The following is a 22,384-nucleotide window of genomic DNA, read 5'->3' on the forward strand; positions in this document are numbered from 1 at the left end:
CTTCCGCGGCGGGAGCCGACAAATCGGGGGCATGAAACGCCTAGCGCCTCTCGCCCTCGCCGCCGCCCTCGCCACGGCGCTGACGCCCAGCTCGGTGTTCGCCTGGGGCGCCACCGGCCACCGGATCATCGGCGAGGCGGCCATGCGCAGCCTGCCCGCGGACGCGCCGGCCTTCCTGCGCACCCCGCAGGCGGCGCTGGACGTGGGTGAGTTCAGCCGCGAGCCGGACCGGGCCAAGGGCGCCGGGAGAACCTTCGACGCGGACCTCGACCCCGGCCACTTCCTCGACCTCAACGACGACGGGACCGTGCTGGGCGGCCCGGCGCTGGCGGCCTTGCCGCCCACGCGCGTGGAGTTCGAGACCGCGCTTCGGGCGGTCAACCAGAACAGCTGGAAGTCGGGCTACCTGCCGTATTCGATCCTCGAGAACTACCAGCGGCTGGCCAAGGACCTGGCCTACTGGCGCGTGCTCACCGCCGCCGAGGCCAATCCCGCCTGGAGCGCGCACAAGGCCTTCTTCAGCAACGACCGCCGCCGGCGCGAGGCGCAGGTGCTGCAGGACATCGGCGAGCTGTCGCACTTCGTGGGTGACGGCAGCCAGCCGCTGCACGTCACCGTCCACTTCAACGGCTGGGGCGATTTCCCGAACCCGAACGGCTACACCAACGCCAAGATCCACGGCCCCTTCGAGAGCGACCTTGTGCAGGCCAACGTCACCGAAGCCGGGGTCATGGCCAAGATGCTGGCCCCCAAGGACTGCCACTGCGCCGTCCAGCAGCGGGTGTTGGACTACCTGTCCTCCACCGGCCGCCTCGTGGTCCCGCTCTACGAGCTGGAGAAGGCCGGCGGCCTCGCGCCCGGCGATCCGCGCGGTCCCGCCTTCGCCACCCAGCAGATCGCGGTCGGCGCTTCGGAGCTGCGCGACCTGATCGTCGAAGCCTGGAAGGCCAGCGCGGGCGAGACGGTGGGCTACAAGCCGATCGCCGTGGCCGACGTCCTGGCCGGCAAGGTCGACCCCTACCAGAGCCTCTACGGCATCGACTGATGCCAAGTCCTGCAAACATCGTCCCGCAGTTCGGACAGCCGGCGCCGGGCCGGACCTATCCCGACCGGCCGGCGGCCTTCGCGGTCGTCGAGCACGAAGGCAAGATCGCCGTGGCGCGGGTCACCTTCGAGGCGGGCGGCGGCCGCCTCGACCTGCCGGGCGGCGGTCTCGATCCCGGCGAGACGGCGGCTCAGGCGGCGATCCGCGAATGCGGCGAGGAGGTGGGCCTGCGAATCGCCGTCGAGGCCGAGGTCGTCCGCGCCGATCACTATTTCACCAATGAGGACGACAGCCGGGTCAACACCCGCGGCGTCTTCTTCGCCGCCCGCGTGGTCGAAGCGGCGCCCGAGCTGAAGATCGAGGACGACCACGCCCTGGAATGGATGGCGCCGCAGGAGGCGCTGCTGGCGCTCGACCGCGAATCCCACGCCTGGGCCGTGGCGGCGTGGTTGCGTTTGCGCGGGAAGGCCTGAACCGCTAGTCGGGGCCGCAAGTCCAGGAGGCGCGTTTGCCCGAGTCCACCGCCCAGCTGATCGACGGCAAGGTCTACGCCGAACGCCTGCGCGCCAGCGTCGCCGGGCAGGTGGCCGCGCTGAAGGCGTCGAACGGGCTGCAGCCGGGCCTGGCGGTTGTGCTGGTGGGCGACGACGCGGCCAGCCAGATCTATGTCCGCTCCAAGGGCGAGCAGTCGCTGGCGGCGGGGATGCACTCGGTCACCCACCGGCTGCCGGGCGACACCACCCAGGCCGAGCTGGAACGGCTGGTGGGCGAATTGAACGTCGACCCGTTGATCCACGGCGTCCTGGTGCAGCTGCCGCTGCCCAAGCCCCTGGACGAAAAGCGGGTCCTGGCGCTCCTGAACCCCGACAAGGACGTCGACGGCCTGACCGTGGCCAACGCCGGGCGCCTGGCCAGCGGCCTGTCGGCGCTGGTGCCCTGCACGCCGATGGGCTGCATGATCCTGCTGCGCGAGACGGTGGGCGACCTCGCGGGCAAGCGCGCCGTGGTGGTGGGCCGCTCGGTGCTGGTGGGCCGGCCGATCGCCCAGCTCCTGCTGCAGGCCGACTGCACGGTGACCATCGCCCACTCGCGCACCCGAGACCTGCCGGCGGTCTGCCGCGAGGCCGACATCCTGGTGGCCGCGGTCGGCCGCCCGCGGATGATCGGCGCCGACTGGATCAAGCCGGGCGCGGCGGTGATCGACGTCGGCATCAACCGCGTGCCCTTCGACGATCCGGTCAAGGCCGCCGAGGGCCGCACCAAGGTGGTGGGCGACGTAGACTTCAAGGCCGCGAGCCAGGTCGCCGGCTGGATCACGCCGGTGCCCGGCGGCGTCGGCCTGATGACCGTCGCCGTCCTGCTGCAGAACACCGTCGCGGCCGCCAAGCTGCAGGCGGGGATCGCCTAGCCACGCTTGAGGTTCCAGTCCGTCCCGGCATGGGCTAGGGCTTTGCGCATGACCCTTCGCATTCCTCTCGCCGTGGCCGTGGCCGCGTTCTGCCTGGGCGCCGTCGGCCCCGTGTTCGCCCAGGCGCCGGAAGACGCCCTGCCGGCGGGGCCCGGCAAGGACGTGGTGGTGCGCATCTGCACCTCTTGCCACGACGCCAGCGAGTTCTCGGCCGCGCGCCACACGCCCGAGGAGTGGGACGAGGTGATCACCAAGATGCAGGGCGCCGGCGCGGACATGACCGCCGAAGAGCAGGCAGCTATCTCCGCCTACCTGGCCAAGAACCTGCCGAAAGCTGCGCCGCCCGCGTCTCCCGCGCCCGCCGACCCGAAGGCGCCCTCGGCGCGCTAGGATGTCGGAAGCCCGAAGCCTCAACCCGGCGCCGCGCTGGATCCTGTTCGCCGCGATCGCGGTGGCGGGGCTGCTCTATGTGAAATGGCTGCCCTACTGGGACAAGGCCTTCGTGGCGGCGTCCAGCCACTCGATCGGCCAGTCGATCCTGATGGGCAAGGCGGCGCACGCGCCGGCGCCTTCGTGGGATGCGGCGCTCGCCTACGCGCTCGCCTACGGCAAGGCGATCTGGAAGGCGATGGTGCTGGGCCTGCTGCTGGGCTCCGGCGCCCAGGCCCTGCTGCCCGCCGACTGGATCGCCCGGCTGATGGGCCGGACCCGGTTCGGCAGCGCGGTGGCCGGCGGTTTGCTCGCCCTGCCGGGGATGATGTGCACCTGCTGCGCGGCGCCCGTGGTCGTGGGCCTGCGCCGGCAGCAGGCTTCGGCCGGCGGCGCCATCGCCTTTTGGCTCGGCAATTCGGTGCTGAATCCGGCGACCCTGGTCTTCATGGGCTTTGTCCTGGGCTGGCGCTGGGCGGCGCTGCGGCTCGTGCTGGGCGTGCCGATGGTGTTCGGCCTGGGCTACCTGGCCAACCGGTTGACCACGGCGCGCGAGGCCGCCCAGGCCGAGGCGGCCGTCGTCGAGCTGGCCGCCGCGCCGCAGGACGCACCCTTCCGCCGCTGGCTCCTGATCCTCGGCCGCATGACCCTGCGGTTGGTTCCCGAATACATCGTCCTGGTGCTGCTGCTGGGCGCCGGGCGCGCCTGGCTGTTCCCGGCGCTCGGGCCCGAGATCGGCAACCACATCCAGTGGATCGCGGCCTTCGCCGTGGCTGGGGCCTTGTTCGTGATCCCCACCGCCGGCGAGGTGCCGATCATCCAGGCCATGCTGGCGTTGGGCGTCGGCGCGGGTCCGGCCGGCGCACTCTTGATGACCCTGCCGCCCATCAGCCTGCCGTCGATGGCGATGCTGTCCCGCGCCTTCCCGCCGCGCATCCTGGCGGCGGTGGCGGGCGCGGTGGTGCTGTTCGGCCTGACGGGCGGCGCGCTCGCCGTGGCGCTCAGGTTCTAGGTCGCCGTCGCCTCGGTCCAGGCGACCATCTTGCCGATCGCCTCGGCGCTGGCCTTGTCGAAGGCGGTGACGATGGCGCCGACGCGGTTTTCGGAGGCGGGCACGCGGGCCTCGAAGTCCTGTTCGCCGACGCTGGACTGGTCGGACTTGGTCAGCGCGGCGTGCAGGTGCACCACCACGGTGGGCGGGGCGTCGGAGCCGGAGTCGTAGCGCGCTTCGAAACTGCGCACATCCAGGCGCAGGGCGTAGGCGAAGCGGCCCTGCTGGCCCCGCGCGATCAGGCGGATGGGGCTGGCGTCGAAGGCGTTGGCGACCGCCTCGTTGAACAAGGTGTCGGCCGGCGCGACCCAGCGGCTCTGGGCGATATAGGCGGCCCGCCCGCCGGTCATGGTCAGGATGCGGTCGTCGGAGGCCTCTTCCTGGAACTGGCCGTTGGTGCGGAAGACCGCCACCGCCCCGGGCCGGGCCGGCGCGGCATTGGCCGCCGGCGGCGGGCCGAAGCGGTAGAGCTGAGCGGGCTTCGACTTGGGCAGGAGCGAGATGCAGCCGCTCAGGGCCAAGGCGCAGGCCGCGAGCGCGGCCAGGCTGAGGGCGCGACGGATCATGGCTTCACCTTCACTTCTTCCGCCGGCGGCTTGCCGAGCGCGCCCGTCGGGCTCTTCTGGATCTCGTTGACCAACCGCTCCAGCGACTCCGCCGCGCGCTGCAGCTCGACCACCGCGGCGGTGATCTGCGGCAGGCCGTTGTTGGCGAAGTCGGAGGTCGGGCCTTGCAGCTTATCGACCATGGTCCGCAGGGAGGCGGCAGTCGCCTTGGCCTCCTCGGCGGCGTCGGCGATGTTCTTGATCCCGCGCTTGCCGTCGCCGTTCACCAGCTCCTGGGTCGACTGCAGGATCTGGTCGGCGTGCTGGGTGGCGGTGTCCAGGTCCTGGATCAGCTTCTGGGCGTCGGCGATGATCTCCTTGCGCTCACGCACCTCGGCGGTGACCGCCTGGGCGTCGGAGAGCGTCGCCGAGAAGCTCTTGATGTTCTGGTCGGACAACACGCGGTTGACCCGGTCCAGCGCCTCGATGGTTCGGGTCAGCACCGTGCCGCCGCCCTCCAGCAGGTCGGAAAGCGCGCTGCGCTGGCTCTTCAGGATCGGGATGCAGGGGCTTAGGCCCGTGGTCTCGCACTTCTGCTTCTCGACCACTTTCAAGAGCGGCTTGGACGGCGTGCCGGCGGTGATCTGGATGTAGTTCACCCCGGTGATGCCCTGCGGCTCCAGGGTGGCGTAGCTGTCGATGCGGATCGGCACGTCGGAGGTGACCCGGGCGCGGGCGATCACCCGGCTGGGGTTGGTGCGGTCGAGCGCGATCTTGGTGACATCGCCCACCTTGATGCCATTGAAATGCACCTCGCCGCCCTGGCTGAGGCCCCGCACCGGGCCGTCGAAGACGACGTCGTAGAGGTCGTACTCCTGGCTGAACGACAGGCGCGCCAGCCAGACGACAAAGATCACCAGCCCCACGAAGAGGATCAGTGAGGAAAGGCCGACGAGGGCGTAGTTGGCGTTCTTTTCCATCAGGCTTCCGTCTTCACCTTAGCCGCGGCGCGGCCGCGGGGTCCCAGGAAATACCGTTGGATCCAGGGATGTTTGTTGTGCTCGAGCTCGCGCACCGGGGCGGTGGCGACCACCTTCTTGTCGGCGATCACCGCGACGCGGTCCGTGATCTCGTAGAGCGTGTCGAGGTCGTGGGTGATCATGAACACCGTAAGGTCCAGGCTGTCGGAAAGGTCCTTGATCAGCTCGTCGAAGGCCGCGGCGCTGATCGGGTCGAGGCCGGCGGTGGGCTCGTCGAGGAACAGGAGCTCGGGATCGAGGGCGAGGGCGCGGGCCAGGCCGGCGCGCTTGCGCATGCCGCCCGACAGCTCCGCGGGCTTCAGGTCGCCGGAATTGGCCGGCAGGCCCACGAGCGCGATCTTCAGGTCGGCGAGGTCGTAGATCTCGCGCCTGGCCATATCCGTGTGCTCGAACATCGGTGCGCCGACATTCTCGCGGACCGTCAGGTTGGAGAAGAGGGCGCCTTGCTGGAACAGCACGCCCCAGCGCCGCTCGATGGCGCTCCAGCGCCGGCGCGAGGCGCGCTCGATGTCCTGGCCGAACACCCTGACGGTGCCGGCCTGCGGGGTGCGCAGGCCGATGATGGTATTCAGAAGCACCGACTTGCCGGCGCCGGAGCCGCCCACCACGCCCAGCACCTCGCCGCGCTCGGCGGTGATGTCGAGCCCGTCGTGGACCACATTGTCGCCGAAGGCCGAGACCAGGCCGCGCACCTCCACCGCCGGGCCCTCGGTGTCGAGCAGCTCGTCGTCGGTGAGGTCGTCCTCGTCGACTTCCGGGGGCGGCGCGGGGTCGGTCATACGTTCAGCTTCATGAACAAGAGCGCGAAGGCCGCGTCGATCATGATGATGGCGAAGATGGCGTGCACCACCGCCGCCGTCACCCGCCGGCCCAGGCTCTCCACGTCGCCGCCGACCTCCAGGCCCTGGCGGCAGCCGATGCCGGCGATCACCGCGGCCATCACCGGCGCCTTGGACATGCCGACCCAGAAGTGCGCCACGCCCACGTCGTCGACGATCCGCTGCAGGAAGAAGGCTGGGCCCAGGTCGAGCGCGGCCCACACCACCACCAGCCCGCCCACCAGGCCCGCGAGGGTGGCCACGAAGGTGAGCAGCGGGATGATCGCCAGGAGGGCCACGAACCGGGGCAGCACCAGGGCCTCGAACGGGTCGACGCCCATCACCTGCATGGCGTCGATCTCCTGGTTCATCTTCATCGAGCCGATCTCGGCTGCGAAGGCCGACGCCGAGCGGCCGGCCAGGAGGACGGCGGTGATGATGATGTTGAACTCGCGCAGCACCGCGACGCCGATCAGCTCCACGGCGAACACCTGCGCCCCGAACTGGCTCAGCATATTGGCGCCCAGGAGCCCCACCACCGCGCCGATGAAGAAGGAGGTCACCGCTACGATCGGGATAGCGTCGAGGCCGGCGCGTTCGGCGAGCGAGAAGATCGCCGCCCAGCGGATGCGCTTGGGATTGGTCACCAGGTAGCCCAGGGCCCGGGCGATGGCCACCAGCAGGTGGCCGAGGAAGGCCAGGGTGTCGATCCACTCGTAGGCGGTGTTCACCACCCCCTTGCCGATCCGCACGGTCATTTCGTGGAAGCCGCGGGGCGTGCGGACCGGCGGGGCTTCGACGCGCACCGCCGCAGCCACCAGTTCCAGCAGCCGCCCGCTCTCCGGGCGGGCCTTGACGGTCTTGACGTCGAAATCCGCGCCGCCGGCCCGGATCAGGGCATAGGCGCCGGCGGTGTCCAGGCGGCGGACCTTGCGGATATCGACGCCTATGGGGCCGCGGCCCTTGAGCGCCTGGGCCAGCCGGGCCGGGGCGTCGCCCAGATTGTTGGCCGTCCAGTCGCCGGTGAGCGCGACCGTGGGCTTTTCGCCCGCGCTCCTGACGCTGAATTGGGCCTCAGTATCCACCTTGTCGCGGACTCCGGTTTGGGGCGACCGATGTTCGAGTCGCGCTCCCGTCAGGAGAATAGGACCCTAGCAGAGGCGGCGCACGGCCCGAACGTCTTATGGCGGAGGTTGTTCCGAAGATAACCGTGTAAAGAGAAGCTGCGGCGCGCGTATGGTCAAGCTCAGCCCACTTTTGGCCAAGCCCATGTTCCAGCCTCGCAACACACCCGCCGGTTGGTCGCCGCAGGGTGTATGGGTCACGTTCCTTCGGGGTGGAGAGTAGAGTTGAACCGCCAGTTTGAGATCGTCGGCAAGTCCGGCGCCCGTTATCGCTACACCGCTCTGGAGGAGGATCGCTTCCTGCCGCCAGCGGGGGCGAACTTCGTCATCGCCCGGCTGACCAAGGAAGGTCCCACGGTGGTCTACGCCGGCGAGACCGACAATCTGGCCAACCAGACCTGGCGCAAGACGCTGGAAAAGGCTCGCGAGACCTATCGCGACGCCGCCGTGCTGACCCGCCTCAACGTCACCCGCGCGGTGCGCGAGGCCGAGCGCGTCGACCTGGTCGCCCAGCACCAGCCGCCGCTGAACGGCTAGGGGATTTCCCTTGCCCTGGGCCGATCTTGTGGCACAGCTTGTGCCACAAGATCGGCGCTCGGGGATCGGCGGACATGACGCTCGGCTACGACCTCTATTGGTCCTTCCGCTCGCCCTATTCCTACATGGTGGCGCCGCGCCTGCTGGCCTTGGAGCAGGACTACGACGTCGCCTGCAATGTGCGGCCGGTCTATCCGCTGGCGGTGCGCACGCCGGAATTCTTCGAGCAGCAAGATCCGCTGTGGGTCCGCTACTTCATGACCGACGTCTTCCGCGAGGCGGCCTTCCTCGGCTTGCCCTTCCGCTGGCCGCGGCCCGATCCCGTTCAGCGGTCGCCGGATGAGGGCTATCGGACGCCGCAGCCCCACATCCACCGCCTGACCCATCTGGGCGTGGCGGCGGCGGAGCGCGGGCGCGGCCTGCCGTTCCTGCGCGAGGTGAGCCAGACCATCTGGAGCGGCGAGACCGACGACTGGCACGAGGGCGACCACCTGGCCCGCGCCGCCGAGCGCGCCGGCCTGGACTTCGCCGAGCTGGCCCACGCCGTCGACGCCGACCCGGCCCGCTTCGCCGCCATTGTGGAGGAAAACCAGGTCGCCCAGCGCGCCGCCGGCCATTGGGGCGTGCCGATGATGGTGTTCGGCGACGAGGCCTTCTTCGGCCAGGACCGCTTCGACCAGCTCAAGTGGCGGATGGAAGGCCGGGGCCTGACGCGCCGCGAGGAGGACTGACGCAGCGGAACGCTTCGCCACGCTCTTGTCTGTCCCGGCGACGGGTGGGACAACGGCGCTAAGGGGAGCGAAACAATGAAGAATCGAGAATCGACGTTCCAAGCTGACGCCGTGCGCGCCATCGCCCGCCGGCTGGTCACGGCCGGCGCGGTCCTGTCCCTGGCCATCGGCCCGGCCTTCGCGCAGAGCCCGGCGGCCAGGCCGGCGCCCGCCAAGCCCGTCGCGGCCCATCCCATGGGCGGGGCGGCGGTGGACGATGCGCGGCTTCTGGCCGCCGACGGTGAGCCGGGGACCTGGATGGCTACGGGCCGCACCTATTCGGAACAGCACTTCAGCCCGCTCACCAAGATCGACAAGGCCAATGTCGGCCAGCTCGGCCTGGCCTGGTACGGCGACATCGACACCGAGCGCGGCCAGGAATCCACGCCGGTCGTGGTGGACGGCGCCCTCTACATCACCACGGCCTGGAGCAAGGTGAAGGCCTATGACGCCAAGACCGGCCGTAAGCTTTGGGACTACGACCCCAAGGTCGATCCAGCCAACGGCGCGGTGGCCTGCTGCGACGTGGTCAACCGCGGCGTCGCGGCCTGGAAGGGCCGGCTCTACCTGGGCGCTCTCGACGGCCGCCTGATCGCGCTGGACGCCAAGACCGGCAAGGTCGCCTGGTCGGTGCAGACCACCGATCCCGCGCAGCCCTACACCATCACCCAGACACCCCGGATTGTGAAAGGCCTGGTGATCATCGGCAACGGCGGCGCCGAATACACCTGCCGCGGCTATGTCTCGGCCTATGACGCGGCCACGGGCAAGCTGAAGTGGCGCTTCTACACCGTGCCCGCCCAGCCGGGCGACCCGACCAACACCCCGCAGCTGAAGACGGCCCTGAAGACCTGGGACGGCGACTTCTGGAAGTACGGCGGCGGCGGCACGGCCTGGGACACCATCCTCTACGATCCCAAGACCGACCTGATCTACTTCGGCACCGGCAACGGCTTGAGCTGGAGCCAGGAGGTCCGCAGCCCGAAGGGCGGCGACAACCTCTTCGTCTCCTCGATCATCGCGGTGAAGCCGCAGACCGGCAAATATGTCTGGCACTTCCAGGAGGTGCCCGGCGACGAGTGGGACTACGACGTCACCAATCCGCTGATGACCGCCGACCTGAAGATCAAGGGCGTCATGCGCCACGTGCTGATGCAGGCGCCCAAGACCGGCTTCTTCTACGTCTGGGACGCCAAGACCGGGAAGCTGATCTCCGCTGAGAAGTACGCCCCGGCCAACTGGGCCTCGAAGATCGACCTGAAGACCGGCCGGCCGGTGGAGAACCCCGACGTCCGCTACACCGACGAGAAGGCCGCCATCGTCCAGCCCGCGCCGCTGGGCGCCCACAACTGGCACCCGATGGCCTACAGCCCGAAGACCGGTTGGGTCTACATCCCGGTCACCGAGAGCACGACCGGCTTCCAGAGCGCCAAGCCGGCCGACTTCAAGGTCAAGGAGCGGGTCTACAACACCGCCACCGTCGCCACCTCCGACAAGATCACCGAGCTCTACGGCAAGCCCGGCGCGCCCCAGCGGGGCAATATCCGCAGCTACCTGGAGGCCTACGACCCGGTGACCCAGAAGGCGGTTTGGAAGGCGCCCGACAAGGACTATGGGCCGCACGGCGTGCTCGCCACCGCCGGCAACCTGGTCTTCTCCGGCGACTGGAGCGGCCGGTTCAACGCCTTCGACGCCAAGACCGGCGAAAAGCTGTGGTCGGCGCCCACCCAGGCCGATGTGGTCGCCGCCCCCTCGACCTATGTGATCGACGGCGAGCAGTACGTGGCCCTGCTGGTCGGGGCGCGCGGCCTGCCGCCCGGCCAGGCGCGCACCAGCGCCTCAAGCGCCAACAACTCGCGCCTGCTGGTCTACAAGCTGAACGCCAGCCTGACCCTGCCGTCGACGCCGATCGCGGGCTCGGTGGCCGGCAAGGTGCTGGATCCGCCGCTGCTCACCGGCACCAACGAGCAGGTAATCGACGGCGAGGGCGCCTATGGCCGGTTCTGTGCGGGCTGCCACGGAGCGGCCGGCGTGGCCGACAAGTCGATCCCTGACCTGCGCTACTCGCCGGTGCTGCGGAACCTGGCGACCTGGAACTCCATCGTCCTCGACGGCGCCCGGGCCGACAAGGGCATGGTCAGCTTCAAGAAGGTGCTCGCCGATGGCCAAGCCGAGGCGATCTACCACTACATCGTCAGCCAGGCGAACAAGGCCAAGGCTGAGCAGGCCAAGCGGTAAGGGCCGCTCGGCCGCCCGCTCATGGTCCGACCTCGTGCCATGAGCGGCCGTCGCGGGCCAGCAGGGCGTCGGCCTGAGGCGGCCCGTTGGCCCCGGCCGCATAGCTGTGCAGGACGCCGCCCTTCGACCAGGCGGTCATGAAGGGCTGCACGGCGCGCCAGCTCGCCTCGATCTCGTCGGCCTTCTTGAACAGGGTCTGGTCGCCGATCATCACGTCGTAGAGCAGGGGCTCGTAGCCGGTGGCCGACTCGACCGTGAAGTAGTCGGCGTAGCGGAAGTCCATCCGCACCGGCGCCAGGCTCATGTCCTCGCCGGGCTGCTTCACGTCGAAGGCCAGAGAAATTCCTTCCTGAGGCTGCAACTGCAGCACCAGTTCGTTGGCGGCGGGCGCTGGCGACCCGCCCTCGCGGAACAGCTTGCCGGGCGGCGCCTTGAAGCGGATCACGACCTCGGTGTCGCGCGCGGCCATGGCCTTGCCGGTCCGTAGGTAGAAGGGCACCCCGGCCCAGCGCCAGTTGTCGATGCTGAGCTTCAGCGCCACGAAGGTCTCGGTGTGGCTGGTCTTGGCGACGTTCTGGGCCGCCCGGTAGTCGCTCAGCGACTTTCCGCCGACCTGGCCCGCCCGGTACTGACCGCGCACGGAATTGGCCAGAGCCTGGGCGGGCGTCTGGATCTCGATGGCTTCGATAACCCGGGCCTTCTCCGCGCGGATGGCCTCGGCGCCCAGCGAGTTCGGCGGCTCCATGGCCACCATCCCCAGCAGTTGGAACAGGTGGTTGGGGACCATGTCGCGCAGGGCGCCGGCCTGGTCGTAGAAGCCGCCACGATCCTCGACCCCCACCGTCTCGGCGGCGGTGATCTGGACGTGATCGATGTTGTCGCGGTTCCAGATCGGCTCGAACACCGCATTGGCGAAGCGCAGCGCCATGATGTTGCGGACCGTCTCCTTCCCCATGAAGTGGTCGATCCGGTAGATTTGGCCCTCGTCCATGCGCTTCAGCAGGAGCGCGTTCAACGCCTTGGCCGAGCGCAGGTCCTGGCCGAAGGGCTTCTCGATCACCACCCGGCGGAAGCCGTCGGTCTCGTCGGTCAGGCCGGCCTTGGCGAGTTGCCTCACGATCTCGCCGAAGAAGCGCGGCGAGGTGGCGAGATAGAAGATGGCGCCCTGGCCCTTGCCGCCATCGCTGGCCAGCCGCGCGGCCAGGGCCCGGTAAGTCGCCGGATCCTCGAAGTCGCCGGTCAGATAGCCCAGGCGATGGCGCAGCCAGGCCCAGCGGCCGCGGTCGAGGCCGCCCTCGTCGGCTTCGCTGGCGGCGTTGCCCACCAGGGTGCGCAGGAAGCTCTCCACGTTCTGGCCAAAACTCGCGTCATCCTCGACGTTGTGGTCGACGCCCAGGACGCGGAAGCCGTCGGGCAGCAGCCTTTCATGCGTCAGGTTGTAGAGCGCCGGTGTCAGCAGGCGCTTGGTCAGATCGCCGCGCGCGCCGAACACGACGAGCGTGCAGGGCGGCGCGGGCGCGAGGCCCTGGGGTTTGGGCGCGGCGCGGGCCATGGGGGTCAGGACTTGGCCGGCGCTTCGACGTGGCCGCCGAAGCCGAACCGCATGGCCGAGAGCAGCTTGTCGCCGAACCCGTGCTCCTCGCGCGAGCGGAAGCGGGCGAAGAGGGCGGCGGCCAGGACGTTGGCCGGCACGGCCTCCTCGATGGCGGCCTCGATGGTCCAGCGGCCCTCGCCGCTATCGGCGACGGCGCCGGTGAACTTCTCCAGCTTGCCGTCGCCCGCCAGGGCGCTGGCGGTGAGGTCCAGGAGCCAGGAGGAGACCACGCTGCCGCGCCGCCAGACCTCGGCGATGTCCGCCAGGTTGAGGTCGTAGCGCTCGTCCTCCGGCAGGTCCTGCGAGTTCTTCCCGCGCAAGATGTCGAAGCCTTCGGCGTAGGCCTGCATCAGGCCGTACTCGATGCCATTGTGCACCATCTTGACGAAGTGGCCCGCGCCCACCGGACCGGCGTGGATGTAGCCCTCGACCGCCCGCGGGTCGGCGCCTTCCAGCCGCTTGGTCTTGGGGATGTCGCCGGCGCCGGGCGCCAGCGTCTTCAGGATCGGGTCCAGACGGTCGACCGCCTTCTCATCGCCGCCGACCATCATGCAGTAGCCGCGCGACAGGCCCCAGACGCCGCCGGAGGTGCCGACGTCGACGTAGGCGATCCCCTTGGGCTCCAGCGCCTTGGCGCGCCGGATGTCGTCTTTGTAGAAGCTGTTGCCGCCGTCGATGATGGTGTCGCCGGACGACAGGATGTCGCCCAGAGCCGTGACTGTCTCGTCGGTCGGCGCGCCGGCCGGCAGCATGACCCAGACGGTGCGCGGCGGCTTCAGCGCCTCGGCGAGGCCCTTCAGGTCCTTCGCCGACGTGGCGCCGGCCTTGACGCTGTCCTCGACCGCCTTGGGATCGCGGTCATAGACAACGCACTCGTGGCCGCCCGCCATCAGCCGCCGCGCGATGTTCCCACCCATGCGGCCGAGGCCCACGATGCAGATCTGCATGCCTGTCTCCTTGTCGCCGATCCGGGTCCGGTCAGGCGTGTGTCGTCTTGGGCGAGGTCTGGCCAGCCAGCTTGCCCCGCTTGTCCTCGACCGCCGCGAAGAGGTCGTCGAAGGCCTTGGCGAACAGCTTGACGCCATCTTCCACCAGGCCGGCGGTGACGCCATCCAGGTCGAGGCCGAGCGCCTTGGCTTCGCCCAGGATCATCTCCGCCCCGGCGACGTCCTCGGTCAGGGTTTGGGCGACCTTCCCGTGATCGCGGAAGGCGTCCAGCGTCTTGGGCGGCACGGTGTCGACAGTGTCCGGGCCGATCAGCGACTCCACATAGAGGACGTCGGAATAAGCCTTGTCCTTGGTTCCGGTGGAGGCCCAGAGCAGGCGCTGCGGCGCCGCGCCGGCCTCGGCCAGGGCTTTCCAGCGCGGCGTGGCGATCAGCTCGAGGTAACGCTGGTAGGCGATCTTGGCGTTGGCGATGGCCACCTTGCCGCGCAGGGCCTTCAGCCGCCCGGCGGTCGCGGCGTCGGCGCCGGCCGCCTTCTCGTCGATCGACTTGTCGATGGCGGTGTCGATGCGGCTGACGAAGAAGCTCGCCACTCCATGGCTTTTACCGACGTCGCCGCCGGCGGCCTTCAGCGCCTCCAGGCCCGCGATATGCGCCTCGGCCACGTCCAGGTAGGCCTGCAGGCCGAACAGCAGGGTGACATTGATGTTCAGGCCCTGGCCGATCAGCTGGCGGATCGCGGGCGCGCCGGCCTTGGCGCCCGGCACCTTGATCATCAGGTTCGGCCGGTCGACGGCCTTCCAGAGGCGCAGCGCCTCTTCCACCGTGCCTTGGGTGTCGTCCGCCAGCTTGGGCGAGACCTCCAGGCTGGCGTAGCCGTCGCGGCCGCCGAGGCGGTCGTAGGTCGCCCGGAACCGGTCGCAGGCGCCCTGGATGTCAGCGATGGCGATGCCCTCGTAGAGGTCGACCGTCTTGGTCTTGCCGGCCTTCAGCAGGTCGGCGATGCGAGCGTCATAGCTGTCGCCATCGCCGATCGCCTTCTCGAAGATCGAGGGGTTGGAGGTCAGGCCTGTGACGCCGTCCTCAGCGATCAGCCGCGCCAGCTCGCCGTTGTTCAAGATGTCCTGGTGCAGGTAGTCGAGCCAGATCGCCTGGCCGGCGGCGGTGAGGGCCTTCAGAGGGTTCGCGGTCACGATTGCGGCTCCTTCATGCGGGGCGGCCGAGCTGACGGCGCGCGGCGGCGCAGACCTTATCGACGGTGAATCCGAAGCGCTTCATCAGGTCGCCACCGGGCGCGGACGCGCCGAAGCTCCGCATCGCCAGCACCTCGCCCGTCAGCCCGACGTAGCGGTCCCACCCTAGCGGCGAAGCCGCCTCCACCGCCACCCGCGCGGCGATCTCCGGCGGCAGGACCTCGCGGCGGTAGGCCGGCGCCTGGGCTTCGAACAGGTCCCAGCTCGGCATGGAGACTAGGCGCACGCGCGCGCCCTCGGTTTCAAGGACCTCGGCGGCGGCGACGCAGAGCCCGACCTCGGCGCCGGTGCCCATCAGGATCACCTGCGGCGGCCCGCCGGGGCTGTCGGCCAGCACATAGGCGCCCTTGGCCACGCCTCTGGCCGAGGCGTAGCGCTTGCGGTCCAGGGTCGGCATGGCCTGGCGCGACAGGACGAGGCACGCGGGCTGGCCGGTCTGGCCCAGGATGACGCGCCAGGCCTCGGCGGTCTCGTTGGCGTCGCCCGGCCGAAGGGTGATGAGGTCCGGGATGGCGCGCAGGGCGGCGAGCTGTTCGATCGGCTGGTGGGTCGGGCCATCCTGGCCGACGCCGATGGAGTCATGGCTGAAGACGAAGACCGACGGCGCCTTCATCAGGGCCGCCAGCCGGGTCGGCGGACGCATGTAGTCGCTGAAGATCAGGAAGGTGCCGGTGTAGGGGCGCAGGCCCGACAGCGCCAGACCATTGGCGATGGCGGCCATGGCGTGCTCGCGGACCCCGAAGTGCAGATTGCGGCCGCCGTGATCGTCCTCACCGAACGTGCCGGCGCCGTCGAAATCGAGGTGGGTCTTGGTGGAGGGCGACAGGTCCGCCGATCCGCCGATCAGCCAGGGCAGGCGAGGGGCCAGCGCGTTGAGCGTCTTGCCGGAGGCCTCGCGGGTGGCGATGCCCTTGGGGTCGGCCGGGAATTCCGGCAGGTCCTGGTCCCAGCCGCTCGGCGCGTCGCCGGCCAGCAGGGCGTCGAGGTCGGCGGCGAGCTCGGGATGGGCCTTGCGGTAGCTGTCCCGCGCGGCGTCCCAGTCGGCGGCCTGCTTCGCGCCGCGGGCGCCCAGCGTCTCGTCGAACCGCCCGCGGACCCCGTCGGGCACCAGGAACTGGGCGTCTTCCGGCCAGCCGTAAGCGCGCTTGGCGGCCTTCACCTCGTCGGGGCCCAGCGGGTCGCTATGCGCCTTGGCGGTGCCCTGTTTATGGGGCGCGCCGAAGCCGATGACGCTGCGGACCAGGATCAGGGTCGGGCGGTCGTGGGTCGCCTGCGCCTGGGTGAGCGCGCGGCCCAGCGCCTCGGTGTCGTTGGCGTCGGGGACGCGGGCTGTGGCCCAACCATAGGCTTCGAAGCGCTTGGCCACGTCCTCGTTGAAGGCCAGCGAGGTGGCGCCCTCGATGCTCACGCTGTTGTCGTCGTAGAGCCAGCAGAGGTTGGAGAGCTTGAAGTGGCCGGCGAGCGAGGCCGCCTCGCCGGAGATGCCTTCCATCAGGTCGCCGTCGCTGCAGATCGCATAGACGCGGTGGCTGAACAGCTCGTGGCCGGGCTGGTTGAACTTCGCGGCCATCCATTGGGCGGCCATGGCCATGCCGACGCTGTTGGCGATGCCCTGGCCGAGGGGACCGGTGGTCGTCTCCACCCCGATGGTATGGCCGTGCTCCGGGTGGCCCGGGCAGACGCTGTCGAGTTCGCGGAACGCCTTGATGTCGTCCAGGGTGACGGCGGCATGCCCGTCCTTGGCGACGCCGGCCAGGTGCAGCAGGGCGTAGAGCAGCATCGAGGCGTGGCCGTTCGACAGCACGAAGCGGTCGCGGTCCGGCCAGTCGGGCCGCTTGGGATCGTAGCGCAGGAACCGCGTCCAGAGCGCATAGGCGACCGGCGCCAGCCCCATAGGCGCGCCGGCGTGGCCCGACTGCGCTTTCTCGACGGCGTCGATGGCGAGTGTTCGGATGGTGTCGATGGCCTGCCGGTCGATCTCCGCCATGGGCGGCGTCAGCGGACGGGTCGGGGTTTGGGCGTTCATGATCAGGTCGGGTCCGAGAGCCGCGCAGGCGCGGGGCTGCAGACTTAGCAGCGCCGCCTACCGGATGTCTCAGCAACGGACGCCCGCCGGGTCGGGTTCCTGCGCATGGCCGGTTGCGGACGGCCTAAACGCTGCAAGGTGATTTTCCGGGGAAGCGATGGTGGACGCGACAGGGATTGAACCTGTGACCCCCTCGGTGTGAACGAGCCCGCTGAGCTGGGGCCTGCACCGATCGAGGTGGACGAGAATGGTCTTGCGCTCGCCGCTTGCGGGGCGGGAAGGCCCACGGTATACGCCCACCTCCTCGCGAATAGCGGATGCGTAGCTCAGCGGGAGAGCACCTCGTTCACACCGAGGGGGTCACAGGTTCAATCCCTGTCGCATCCACCATCGCCCTTCTAGAAATCCAAGGCGCTCACGCTCAGCAGTCGCAGGCAGGCGTCTGGCAGCTGGTCGTAGCGGTCGATCAGGATATCGGCGCCGAGGTCGCCGACCGGCGTCTCGGTGTAGCCGAAGCTGACCAGGATCAACGGGACCTTGGCGGCGTGGGCCGCGCCTGCGTCGGTGGCCGCGTCGCCGACCAGGATGGCGCGGGCCGGGGCGCCGCCGGCCGCGGCGATGGCGGTCAGGAGGTGGCGCGGGTCGGGCTTGATGGCTGGGGCGCGGTCGGCGCCGATCACCGCCTCGAACAGCCGGGTCATGTCCAGCGCATCGAGCAGGGTGGTCGAGAGGCCCGTCAGCTTGTTGGTGCAGACCACCAGCCCGGCGCCGTCGCCCCTGAGCGCCTCCAGCGCCTCGACGCAACCGGGGAACGGACGGCTCTCATCGGCGATGTGCGCCTCATAGCGGGCCAGGAACCGCTCGAGCAAGGGCTGGACCTCGCCGGTCCCCAACGGGGCCTCCGCCGCCTGGAAGCCGCGCTCGATCAGCCAGCGCGCGCCACGCCCGATGAACGGCCGCGCCTCGTCCATTGGCAGGGGCGCCAAGCCCTCGCCCTCCAAGAGCCAGTTCAGCGTCCCCACCAGGTCGTGAGCGGTGTCGACCAGGGTGCCGTCCAGGTCGAAGGCGATGACGGCGCCGGCCAAGGACCCCTCGCGCGCCGCCATCGCCCGCGGCTCAAGCGCCATTCATGACCGCGGTCGCCTTGTCGAGTTCGGCGGCGTAGGCTTCCAGGGCCTGGCTGGTGAGGCCGATGTACTTCTGCGCGTCGTCGAAGCGCCGCTCCTCCAGGGCCTCGCGCACGCCCGGCAGGGTCTTGGCGCCATAGCCGGTGAAGCGGCCGGGGGCGTAGACCATGTTCATGTACCAGGGCCGTCCCGGCAAGCCTTCGGGGCGCAGCATGGTCTGGTCGAGGGGCCGAACCACCGCGTCCAGCTTCACCCGCTGGGCCTTGCTGAGGCTCTCGCCCTTGGCGGCCAGCGCGCCGTCGAAGGCCGCGGCGCTGGTCTTCAGCTTGGCGACCGCCGCCTCCAGCGCGGCGAAGTTCATCGCCGGAGACTGGGCGAACGACGCAGGATTGACGTGGGTCTCGGTGGGGTCGGCGGCGAGGGCGAAGGCGTTGCCGGCCAGCAGCTTCGCCTGGGTCCGGGCCTCGTCGCGCTTGGTGTCGGCGAGCTTCTTCACCTCGTCCAGATAGGTGGACACGGTGTCGGCGAAGTCGGCGTAGCGCTGCACCGGCAGGTCGGTGTCGGCCAGGCGCATCACCGCGCGGCCCACGGTCTTGGCCAGCAGGGCGTCGTAGACGAAGCCCGGGTCCACGAACTGGCTGTGGTGCTGATAGTCGTCGTAGAGCGAGTGGTAGACCCCGCCGCTCTCGCCCTCGCCGCCGTAGGCGAAGTCGATGGACGGCACGCCCAGGTGCTGCAGGAAGGACGAGTAATCGGAGCCGGAGCCAAGCGCGCCCAGCGGGATGTCCTTCGTGGGATCGTTGGCCGCCGCCTTCATCTGCGGCGACTGGCCTTCGCCGCGGCCCCCGCCGCCGCCCTCGGCCGTGGTCACCGCCAGCCGGGCGCGGGCGCGGTCGCGCACCGGAACGCCGGTCTCAGGATCCTTCACGTCGGCGCTGATTTCGTTGACGAAGTGCTGGAAGGCGTGACTGCCCTCGGCGCGGAAGAAGCCGCGGCCGTTGCCGTCTGAATTGATGTAGACGACGCCCTTGGCCTTCAGCTCGTCGCCATGCGTCTCGGCCCATTCCGTCGAGCCCAGCAGGCCCGGCTCCTCGCCGTCCCAGCTGGTGTAGACGATGGTCCGCTTGGGCTTCCAGCCGCCCTTCATCAGGACGCCGAAGGCCTTGGCCTCGGCCAGGAGGGCGATCTGGCCGCTGAGCGGGTCCGACGCGCCCATCACCCAGCCGTCGTGGTGGTTGCCGCGCACGATCCAGTCGTTGGGCGCTTCGCTCCCCTTCAGGGTGCCGACCACGTCATAGAGCGTCTTCAGCGACCAGTCGGACTTCACCGCCAGGTGGACCTTGGCCGCGTCGCCGCCGCCCACATGGTAGGTGATCGGCAGCGAGCCGCGGAAGCCGACCGGCGCCACCGGGCCGCCAAGCGCCGACAGCAGCACCTGGGCGTCGCCGTAGGAGATCGGCAGGCAGGGAATCTTCAGGATCACCTGGGCGTCCTTGCGGTCGAGCCGCTTGGCGTCCTTGGTCGCGCCGACCCCGGGCGTCAGCGGATCGCCCGGATAGATCGGCATGTCGGCCACCGAGCCGCGCTGGAAGCCGTGCGCCGGCCGCGCCGGGCCCTTGGGATAGACGTCGCCCGTGGCGTAGCCGTCGTCCTTTGGATCCGAATAGATCAGCGCGCCGGCCGCGCCATGCATCTGGGCCAACAGCGGCTTCAGGCCCCGCCAGCCGCCGCCGTAACGGGTGATGACGATCTTGCCCTTCACCGAAATGCCCATGCGCTCGAGCGCCAGGTAGTCCTCGGGCATGCCGTAGTTGGCGTAGACCAGGGGCGCGGTGACGTCGCCGTCGCCCTGGAAGGCGACATAGGCGGGCAGGGCGTCCTTGGTGAAGGTGGGCTCGTCGCCCGGAATCGGCGGCTCGGTCAGCGTCGCCTTGAACGGCGCGCCGGGACCGCCGACCAGCTCCAGCGCCTCACTGATCGGGGTCGGATAGAGGACGTCGAAGGTCTCGATCTTTGCATCCCAGCCCCAGGACTTCAGCTGGGCGGCGATCCATTCGGCGTTGATCTTGTCGTGCGCCGAGCCCACGTGGTTCGGCTCCGAGGCCAGCTGCTTCAACCAGCGGCCCATCTCGGCCGGGTCGATCTGGGCGTCGAACTTGGCCTCCAAGGCCTTGGAATCGACGGGCGTGGGCGGCGGTGCGGCCCAGGCCGAGGTCACTGCGCCAACCGCGCAGGCAGACAGAAGGGCGACGACACCGGTACGCGTTTTCATGGAAGACTCCCCGACAAGGCGCGCGGACGCTAGCCCCTTCTCGCCCCCGGCGACAAGGCTTGGTAAGGCTCGCACGCAATCGATGACTCGTCAGGCCGGAGGCCTTGCTCAATGACCGCGCGCGCCGCCGTGATCCTTGCCGCCGGCCAGGGCACACGGATGAAGTCCGCCACGCCCAAGGTGCTGCACAAGGTGGGCGGCCGGCCGATGCTCGACCGGATGATCGACACCGTCGAGGCGATCGGCTGCGAGAAGATCGTGGTGGTGGTCGGCGCGGCCAACGCCGAGGTGCGGGCCGCCGCCGAGGCGCGGCTGGGCGCGGGCGCCGTGGCCGTGCAGGACCCGCCGCTCGGCACTGCCCACGCCGTGCTGACCGCGCGCGAGGCCCTGGCCGGGTTCGAGGGCGACGTGGTCATCACCTACGCCGACGCGCCGCTCCTGGCGCCCGACGACCTGGAGCCTCTGTTCGAGCTGCGCGAGGCCGGCGCCGATATCGCCATGATGGCCTTCGAGCCCGCCGACGCCCTCCTGTACGGCCGGGTGCTGCAGGGGCCGGGCGGCGAGGTGCTGCGCATTGTCGAGGCCCGCGACGCCTCGGCCGCGGAGAAGGCGGTGAAGCTCTGCAACGCCGGTATGATGGTCTCGGACCGCGCCGCGCTGTTCGGCTGGCTGGTCCGGGTCGGCAACGCCAACGCCAAGCAGGAATACTACCTCACCGACGTGGTCGGCCTGGCGGTGGGCGACGGCAAGACCGTGCGCGCCCACAGCGCCCCGGAGGCCGCCGTCATGGGCTGCGACACGCCGCTGCAGCTTTCCCAGGCCGAGCGCATCTTCCAGGACCGACGCCGCGCCCACTTCCTGGCCGAGGGCGTCGCCCTGCTGGCGCCGGAGACCGTGCACTTCTCCTGGGACACCAAGGTCGCGCCCGGCGCCACGGTCGAGCAGTTCGTGGTCTTCGCGCCCGGGGTGACGGTCGAGACCGGCGCCTTGATCCGCGCGTTCAGCCACCTGGAGGGCGCGCATGTGCGGTCCGGCGCCCTGATCGGCCCCTACGCTCGCCTGCGCCCTGGCGCCGACATCGGCGAGGACGCCCACATCGGCAACTTCGTGGAGGTGAAGAAGGTCGCGGTCGGCAAGGGCGCCAAGGCCAACCACCTGACCTATCTGGGCGACGGCACCGTGGGCGCGGGCGCGAACATCGGGGCCGGCACGATCTTCTGCAATTACGACGGCTTCGACAAGTGGGAGACCCATGTGGGCGAGGGCGCCTTCATCGGCTCCAACACCGCCCTGGTGGCGCCGGTCCGCGTGGGCGCGGGCGGCTTCACCGGCTCCGGCTCGGTGATCACCAAGGACGTGCCCGCCGACGCGCTGGCTCTGGAGCGCGGGACCCAGGAAACCAAGGACGGCTGGGCCGCCCGCTTCCGCGAACGCAAACTGGCCGAACGCGCGGCGAAGAAGGGCAAGCCTTGAGCACAGCGGATGATCAGAAGAAGGCCGCGGGCGAAGCCGCCGCGGCGCTCGTCGAGGATGGCATGGTGGTGGGCCTGGGCACCGGTTCGACCGCCGTCTGGTTCGTGAAAGCCCTGGGCGCGCGCGGCCTGAAGCTCACCTGCGTCTCGACGTCGACGGTCACCGCCGACCTGGCGGCGAGCCTGGGGCTGAAGCTCGCCGAGCTGGGCGAGACCGGGACCATCGACCTCACCGTCGACGGCGCCGACGAGATCGGACCCGGCCTGTCGCTGATCAAGGGCGCCGGCGCGGCCTTGCTGCGCGAGAAACTGGTCTGGGAGGCGTCCAAGCGCTGTGTCGTCATCGCCGACGCCGCCAAGCAGGTGGAGACCCTCGGGGCTAAGTTTCCGCTGCCCATCGAGGTCGTGGCCTTCGGGCACAAGACCACGGCCAACCGCATCTGCGACGTGCTGGCCGAATTCGACATCGGCACGGCGCCGCGCCTGCGGATGAAGGACGGCGCGGCGGTGAAAACCGACAACGGCAACCTCATCTATGACGCGGCTTGCGGCCGCATCGAGGAGCCGGCGGCGCTGGCGGCGGCCCTGAAGAGCCTGACCGGCGTCGTCGAGCACGGCCTGTTCCTCGACCTGGCCGACCGGGCGCTGATCGGGACCGACGGCGGCGTCATCACTCTCGAGCCCTAGGC

At 70.0% G+C, this 22,384-nt stretch carries 20 protein-coding genes and 1 tRNA gene; 11 read left to right on the top strand and 10 right to left on the bottom strand.

Annotation, left to right across the window (positions count from 1 at the left end; genetic code table 11):
* The first annotated feature begins 31 nt into the window (after positions 1 to 31).
* The 5 genes from E8A49_RS14725 to E8A49_RS14745 are packed head-to-tail and all read left to right on the top strand — an operon-like array spanning position 32 to position 3,894.
* Positions 32 to 1,045 carry a S1/P1 Nuclease gene (locus tag E8A49_RS14725; protein ID WP_293382725.1) on the top strand — a complete coding sequence of 338 codons (1,014 nt, stop codon included), beginning with the start codon at positions 32 to 34 and terminating at the stop codon, positions 1,043 to 1,045.
* Entirely contained in the window at positions 1,045 to 1,518 is a 474-nt protein-coding gene (locus E8A49_RS14730; protein ID WP_293382728.1) for an NUDIX domain-containing protein, read from the top strand. Before E8A49_RS14725 ends, E8A49_RS14730 begins: the two co-directional genes overlap by 1 nt.
* Before the next feature lie 35 nt (positions 1,519 to 1,553).
* Positions 1,554 to 2,453 (top strand): bifunctional methylenetetrahydrofolate dehydrogenase/methenyltetrahydrofolate cyclohydrolase FolD, encoded by a 900-nt coding sequence (gene folD / locus E8A49_RS14735; protein WP_293382733.1) that lies wholly within the window; start codon positions 1,554 to 1,556, stop codon positions 2,451 to 2,453.
* 48 nt (positions 2,454 to 2,501) lie between these two features.
* A complete protein-coding gene (locus E8A49_RS14740; RefSeq protein WP_293382736.1) occupies positions 2,502 to 2,843 on the top strand; it encodes a hypothetical protein in 342 nt (113 codons plus the stop codon).
* Position 2,844: 1 nt separating this feature from the next.
* Complete coding sequence (locus E8A49_RS14745) at positions 2,845 to 3,894, top strand: permease (protein WP_293382739.1); 1,050 nt, start codon at positions 2,845 to 2,847, stop codon at positions 3,892 to 3,894.
* Here E8A49_RS14745 and E8A49_RS14750 read toward each other — a convergent pair.
* Genes E8A49_RS14750 through E8A49_RS14765 form a run of 4 tightly spaced genes read right to left on the bottom strand, consistent with a single transcriptional unit; the run spans position 3,891 to position 7,421 of the window.
* On the bottom strand, positions 3,891 to 4,499 hold the full coding sequence (locus E8A49_RS14750) for an ABC-type transport auxiliary lipoprotein family protein (protein WP_293382742.1): 609 nt from the start codon (positions 4,497 to 4,499) through the stop codon (positions 3,891 to 3,893). The genes E8A49_RS14745 and E8A49_RS14750 overlap by 4 nt on opposite strands.
* Positions 4,496 to 5,458, bottom strand: coding sequence for an MlaD family protein (locus E8A49_RS14755; RefSeq protein WP_293382745.1), 963 nt, complete (start codon positions 5,456 to 5,458; stop codon positions 4,496 to 4,498). Before E8A49_RS14755 ends, E8A49_RS14750 begins: the two co-directional genes overlap by 4 nt.
* Positions 5,458 to 6,297, bottom strand: a complete 840-nt coding sequence (locus E8A49_RS14760) for an ABC transporter ATP-binding protein (RefSeq protein WP_293382748.1) — start codon at positions 6,295 to 6,297, stop codon at positions 5,458 to 5,460. Before E8A49_RS14760 ends, E8A49_RS14755 begins: the two co-directional genes overlap by 1 nt.
* Positions 6,294 to 7,421 (bottom strand): ABC transporter permease, encoded by a 1,128-nt coding sequence (locus E8A49_RS14765; protein WP_293382751.1) that lies wholly within the window; start codon positions 7,419 to 7,421, stop codon positions 6,294 to 6,296. The genes E8A49_RS14760 and E8A49_RS14765 overlap by 4 nt, the downstream gene beginning before the upstream one ends.
* Positions 7,422 to 7,685: 264 nt before the next feature.
* Here E8A49_RS14765 and E8A49_RS14770 point away from each other — a divergent pair, with 264 nt between their 5' ends.
* The 3 genes from E8A49_RS14770 to E8A49_RS14780 all read left to right on the top strand — a co-directional run bounded on the left by E8A49_RS14770 (position 7,686) and on the right by E8A49_RS14780 (position 11,005).
* Positions 7,686 to 7,997, top strand: coding sequence for a hypothetical protein (locus tag E8A49_RS14770; protein WP_293382754.1), 312 nt, complete (start codon positions 7,686 to 7,688; stop codon positions 7,995 to 7,997).
* Positions 7,998 to 8,071: 74 nt separating this feature from the next.
* Positions 8,072 to 8,728: a DsbA family protein gene (locus tag E8A49_RS14775; protein ID WP_293382757.1), complete on the top strand. Its 657-nt coding sequence runs from the start codon at positions 8,072 to 8,074 to the stop codon at positions 8,726 to 8,728.
* 75 nt (positions 8,729 to 8,803) lie between these two features.
* A complete protein-coding gene (locus tag E8A49_RS14780) occupies positions 8,804 to 11,005 on the top strand; it encodes a PQQ-dependent dehydrogenase, methanol/ethanol family (protein ID WP_293382760.1) in 2,202 nt (733 codons plus the stop codon).
* Positions 11,006 to 11,024: 19 nt separating this feature from the next.
* Here the strand turns inward: E8A49_RS14780 and zwf are convergent, their stop codons facing one another.
* From zwf to tkt, 4 genes are read right to left on the bottom strand one after another with little or no spacing between them, the layout of a single operon-like run.
* Complete coding sequence (gene zwf, locus E8A49_RS14785; RefSeq protein WP_293382763.1) at positions 11,025 to 12,557, bottom strand: glucose-6-phosphate dehydrogenase; 1,533 nt, start codon at positions 12,555 to 12,557, stop codon at positions 11,025 to 11,027.
* A 5-nt stretch (positions 12,558 to 12,562) separates the two neighbouring features.
* On the bottom strand, positions 12,563 to 13,546 hold the full coding sequence (gnd, locus tag E8A49_RS14790) for a phosphogluconate dehydrogenase (NAD(+)-dependent, decarboxylating) (RefSeq protein WP_293382766.1): 984 nt from the start codon (positions 13,544 to 13,546) through the stop codon (positions 12,563 to 12,565).
* Positions 13,547 to 13,577: 31 nt separating this feature from the next.
* The gene (gene tal, locus E8A49_RS14795; protein ID WP_293382769.1) at positions 13,578 to 14,738 is read right to left on the bottom strand and encodes a transaldolase; all 1,161 of its coding nucleotides are present in this window, start codon (positions 14,736 to 14,738) and stop codon (positions 13,578 to 13,580) included.
* A gap of 13 nt (positions 14,739 to 14,751) precedes the next feature.
* On the bottom strand, positions 14,752 to 16,824 hold the full coding sequence (tkt, locus tag E8A49_RS14800; protein ID WP_293382772.1) for a transketolase: 2,073 nt from the start codon (positions 16,822 to 16,824) through the stop codon (positions 14,752 to 14,754).
* Positions 16,825 to 17,139: 315 nt separating this feature from the next.
* Here tkt and E8A49_RS14805 point away from each other — a divergent pair.
* Positions 17,140 to 17,214 (top strand) — tRNA-Val (locus E8A49_RS14805).
* 8 nt (positions 17,215 to 17,222) lie between these two features.
* On the opposite strand, the gene E8A49_RS14810 is transcribed toward E8A49_RS14805, so the two are convergent.
* Complete coding sequence (locus tag E8A49_RS14810; RefSeq protein ID WP_293382774.1) at positions 17,223 to 17,951, bottom strand: HAD hydrolase-like protein; 729 nt, start codon at positions 17,949 to 17,951, stop codon at positions 17,223 to 17,225.
* Positions 17,941 to 20,223, bottom strand: a complete 2,283-nt coding sequence (locus E8A49_RS14815; RefSeq protein WP_293382777.1) for a transferrin receptor-like dimerization domain-containing protein — start codon at positions 20,221 to 20,223, stop codon at positions 17,941 to 17,943. The genes E8A49_RS14810 and E8A49_RS14815 overlap by 11 nt, the downstream gene beginning before the upstream one ends.
* A 111-nt stretch (positions 20,224 to 20,334) precedes the next feature.
* Here E8A49_RS14815 and glmU point away from each other — a divergent pair, with 111 nt between their 5' ends.
* Both glmU and rpiA read left to right on the top strand, forming a co-directional pair.
* Positions 20,335 to 21,696 (top strand): bifunctional UDP-N-acetylglucosamine diphosphorylase/glucosamine-1-phosphate N-acetyltransferase GlmU, encoded by a 1,362-nt coding sequence (gene glmU / locus E8A49_RS14820; protein ID WP_293382780.1) that lies wholly within the window; start codon positions 20,335 to 20,337, stop codon positions 21,694 to 21,696.
* Positions 21,693 to 22,382, top strand: coding sequence for a ribose-5-phosphate isomerase RpiA (gene rpiA / locus E8A49_RS14825; RefSeq protein WP_293382783.1), 690 nt, complete (start codon positions 21,693 to 21,695; stop codon positions 22,380 to 22,382). The genes glmU and rpiA overlap by 4 nt, the downstream gene beginning before the upstream one ends.
* The last annotated feature ends 2 nt before the right edge of the window (positions 22,383 to 22,384 follow it).

The sequence above is a fragment of the Phenylobacterium sp. genome (genome assembly GCF_004799515.1).
Lineage (GTDB): Bacteria > Pseudomonadota > Alphaproteobacteria > Caulobacterales > Caulobacteraceae > Phenylobacterium.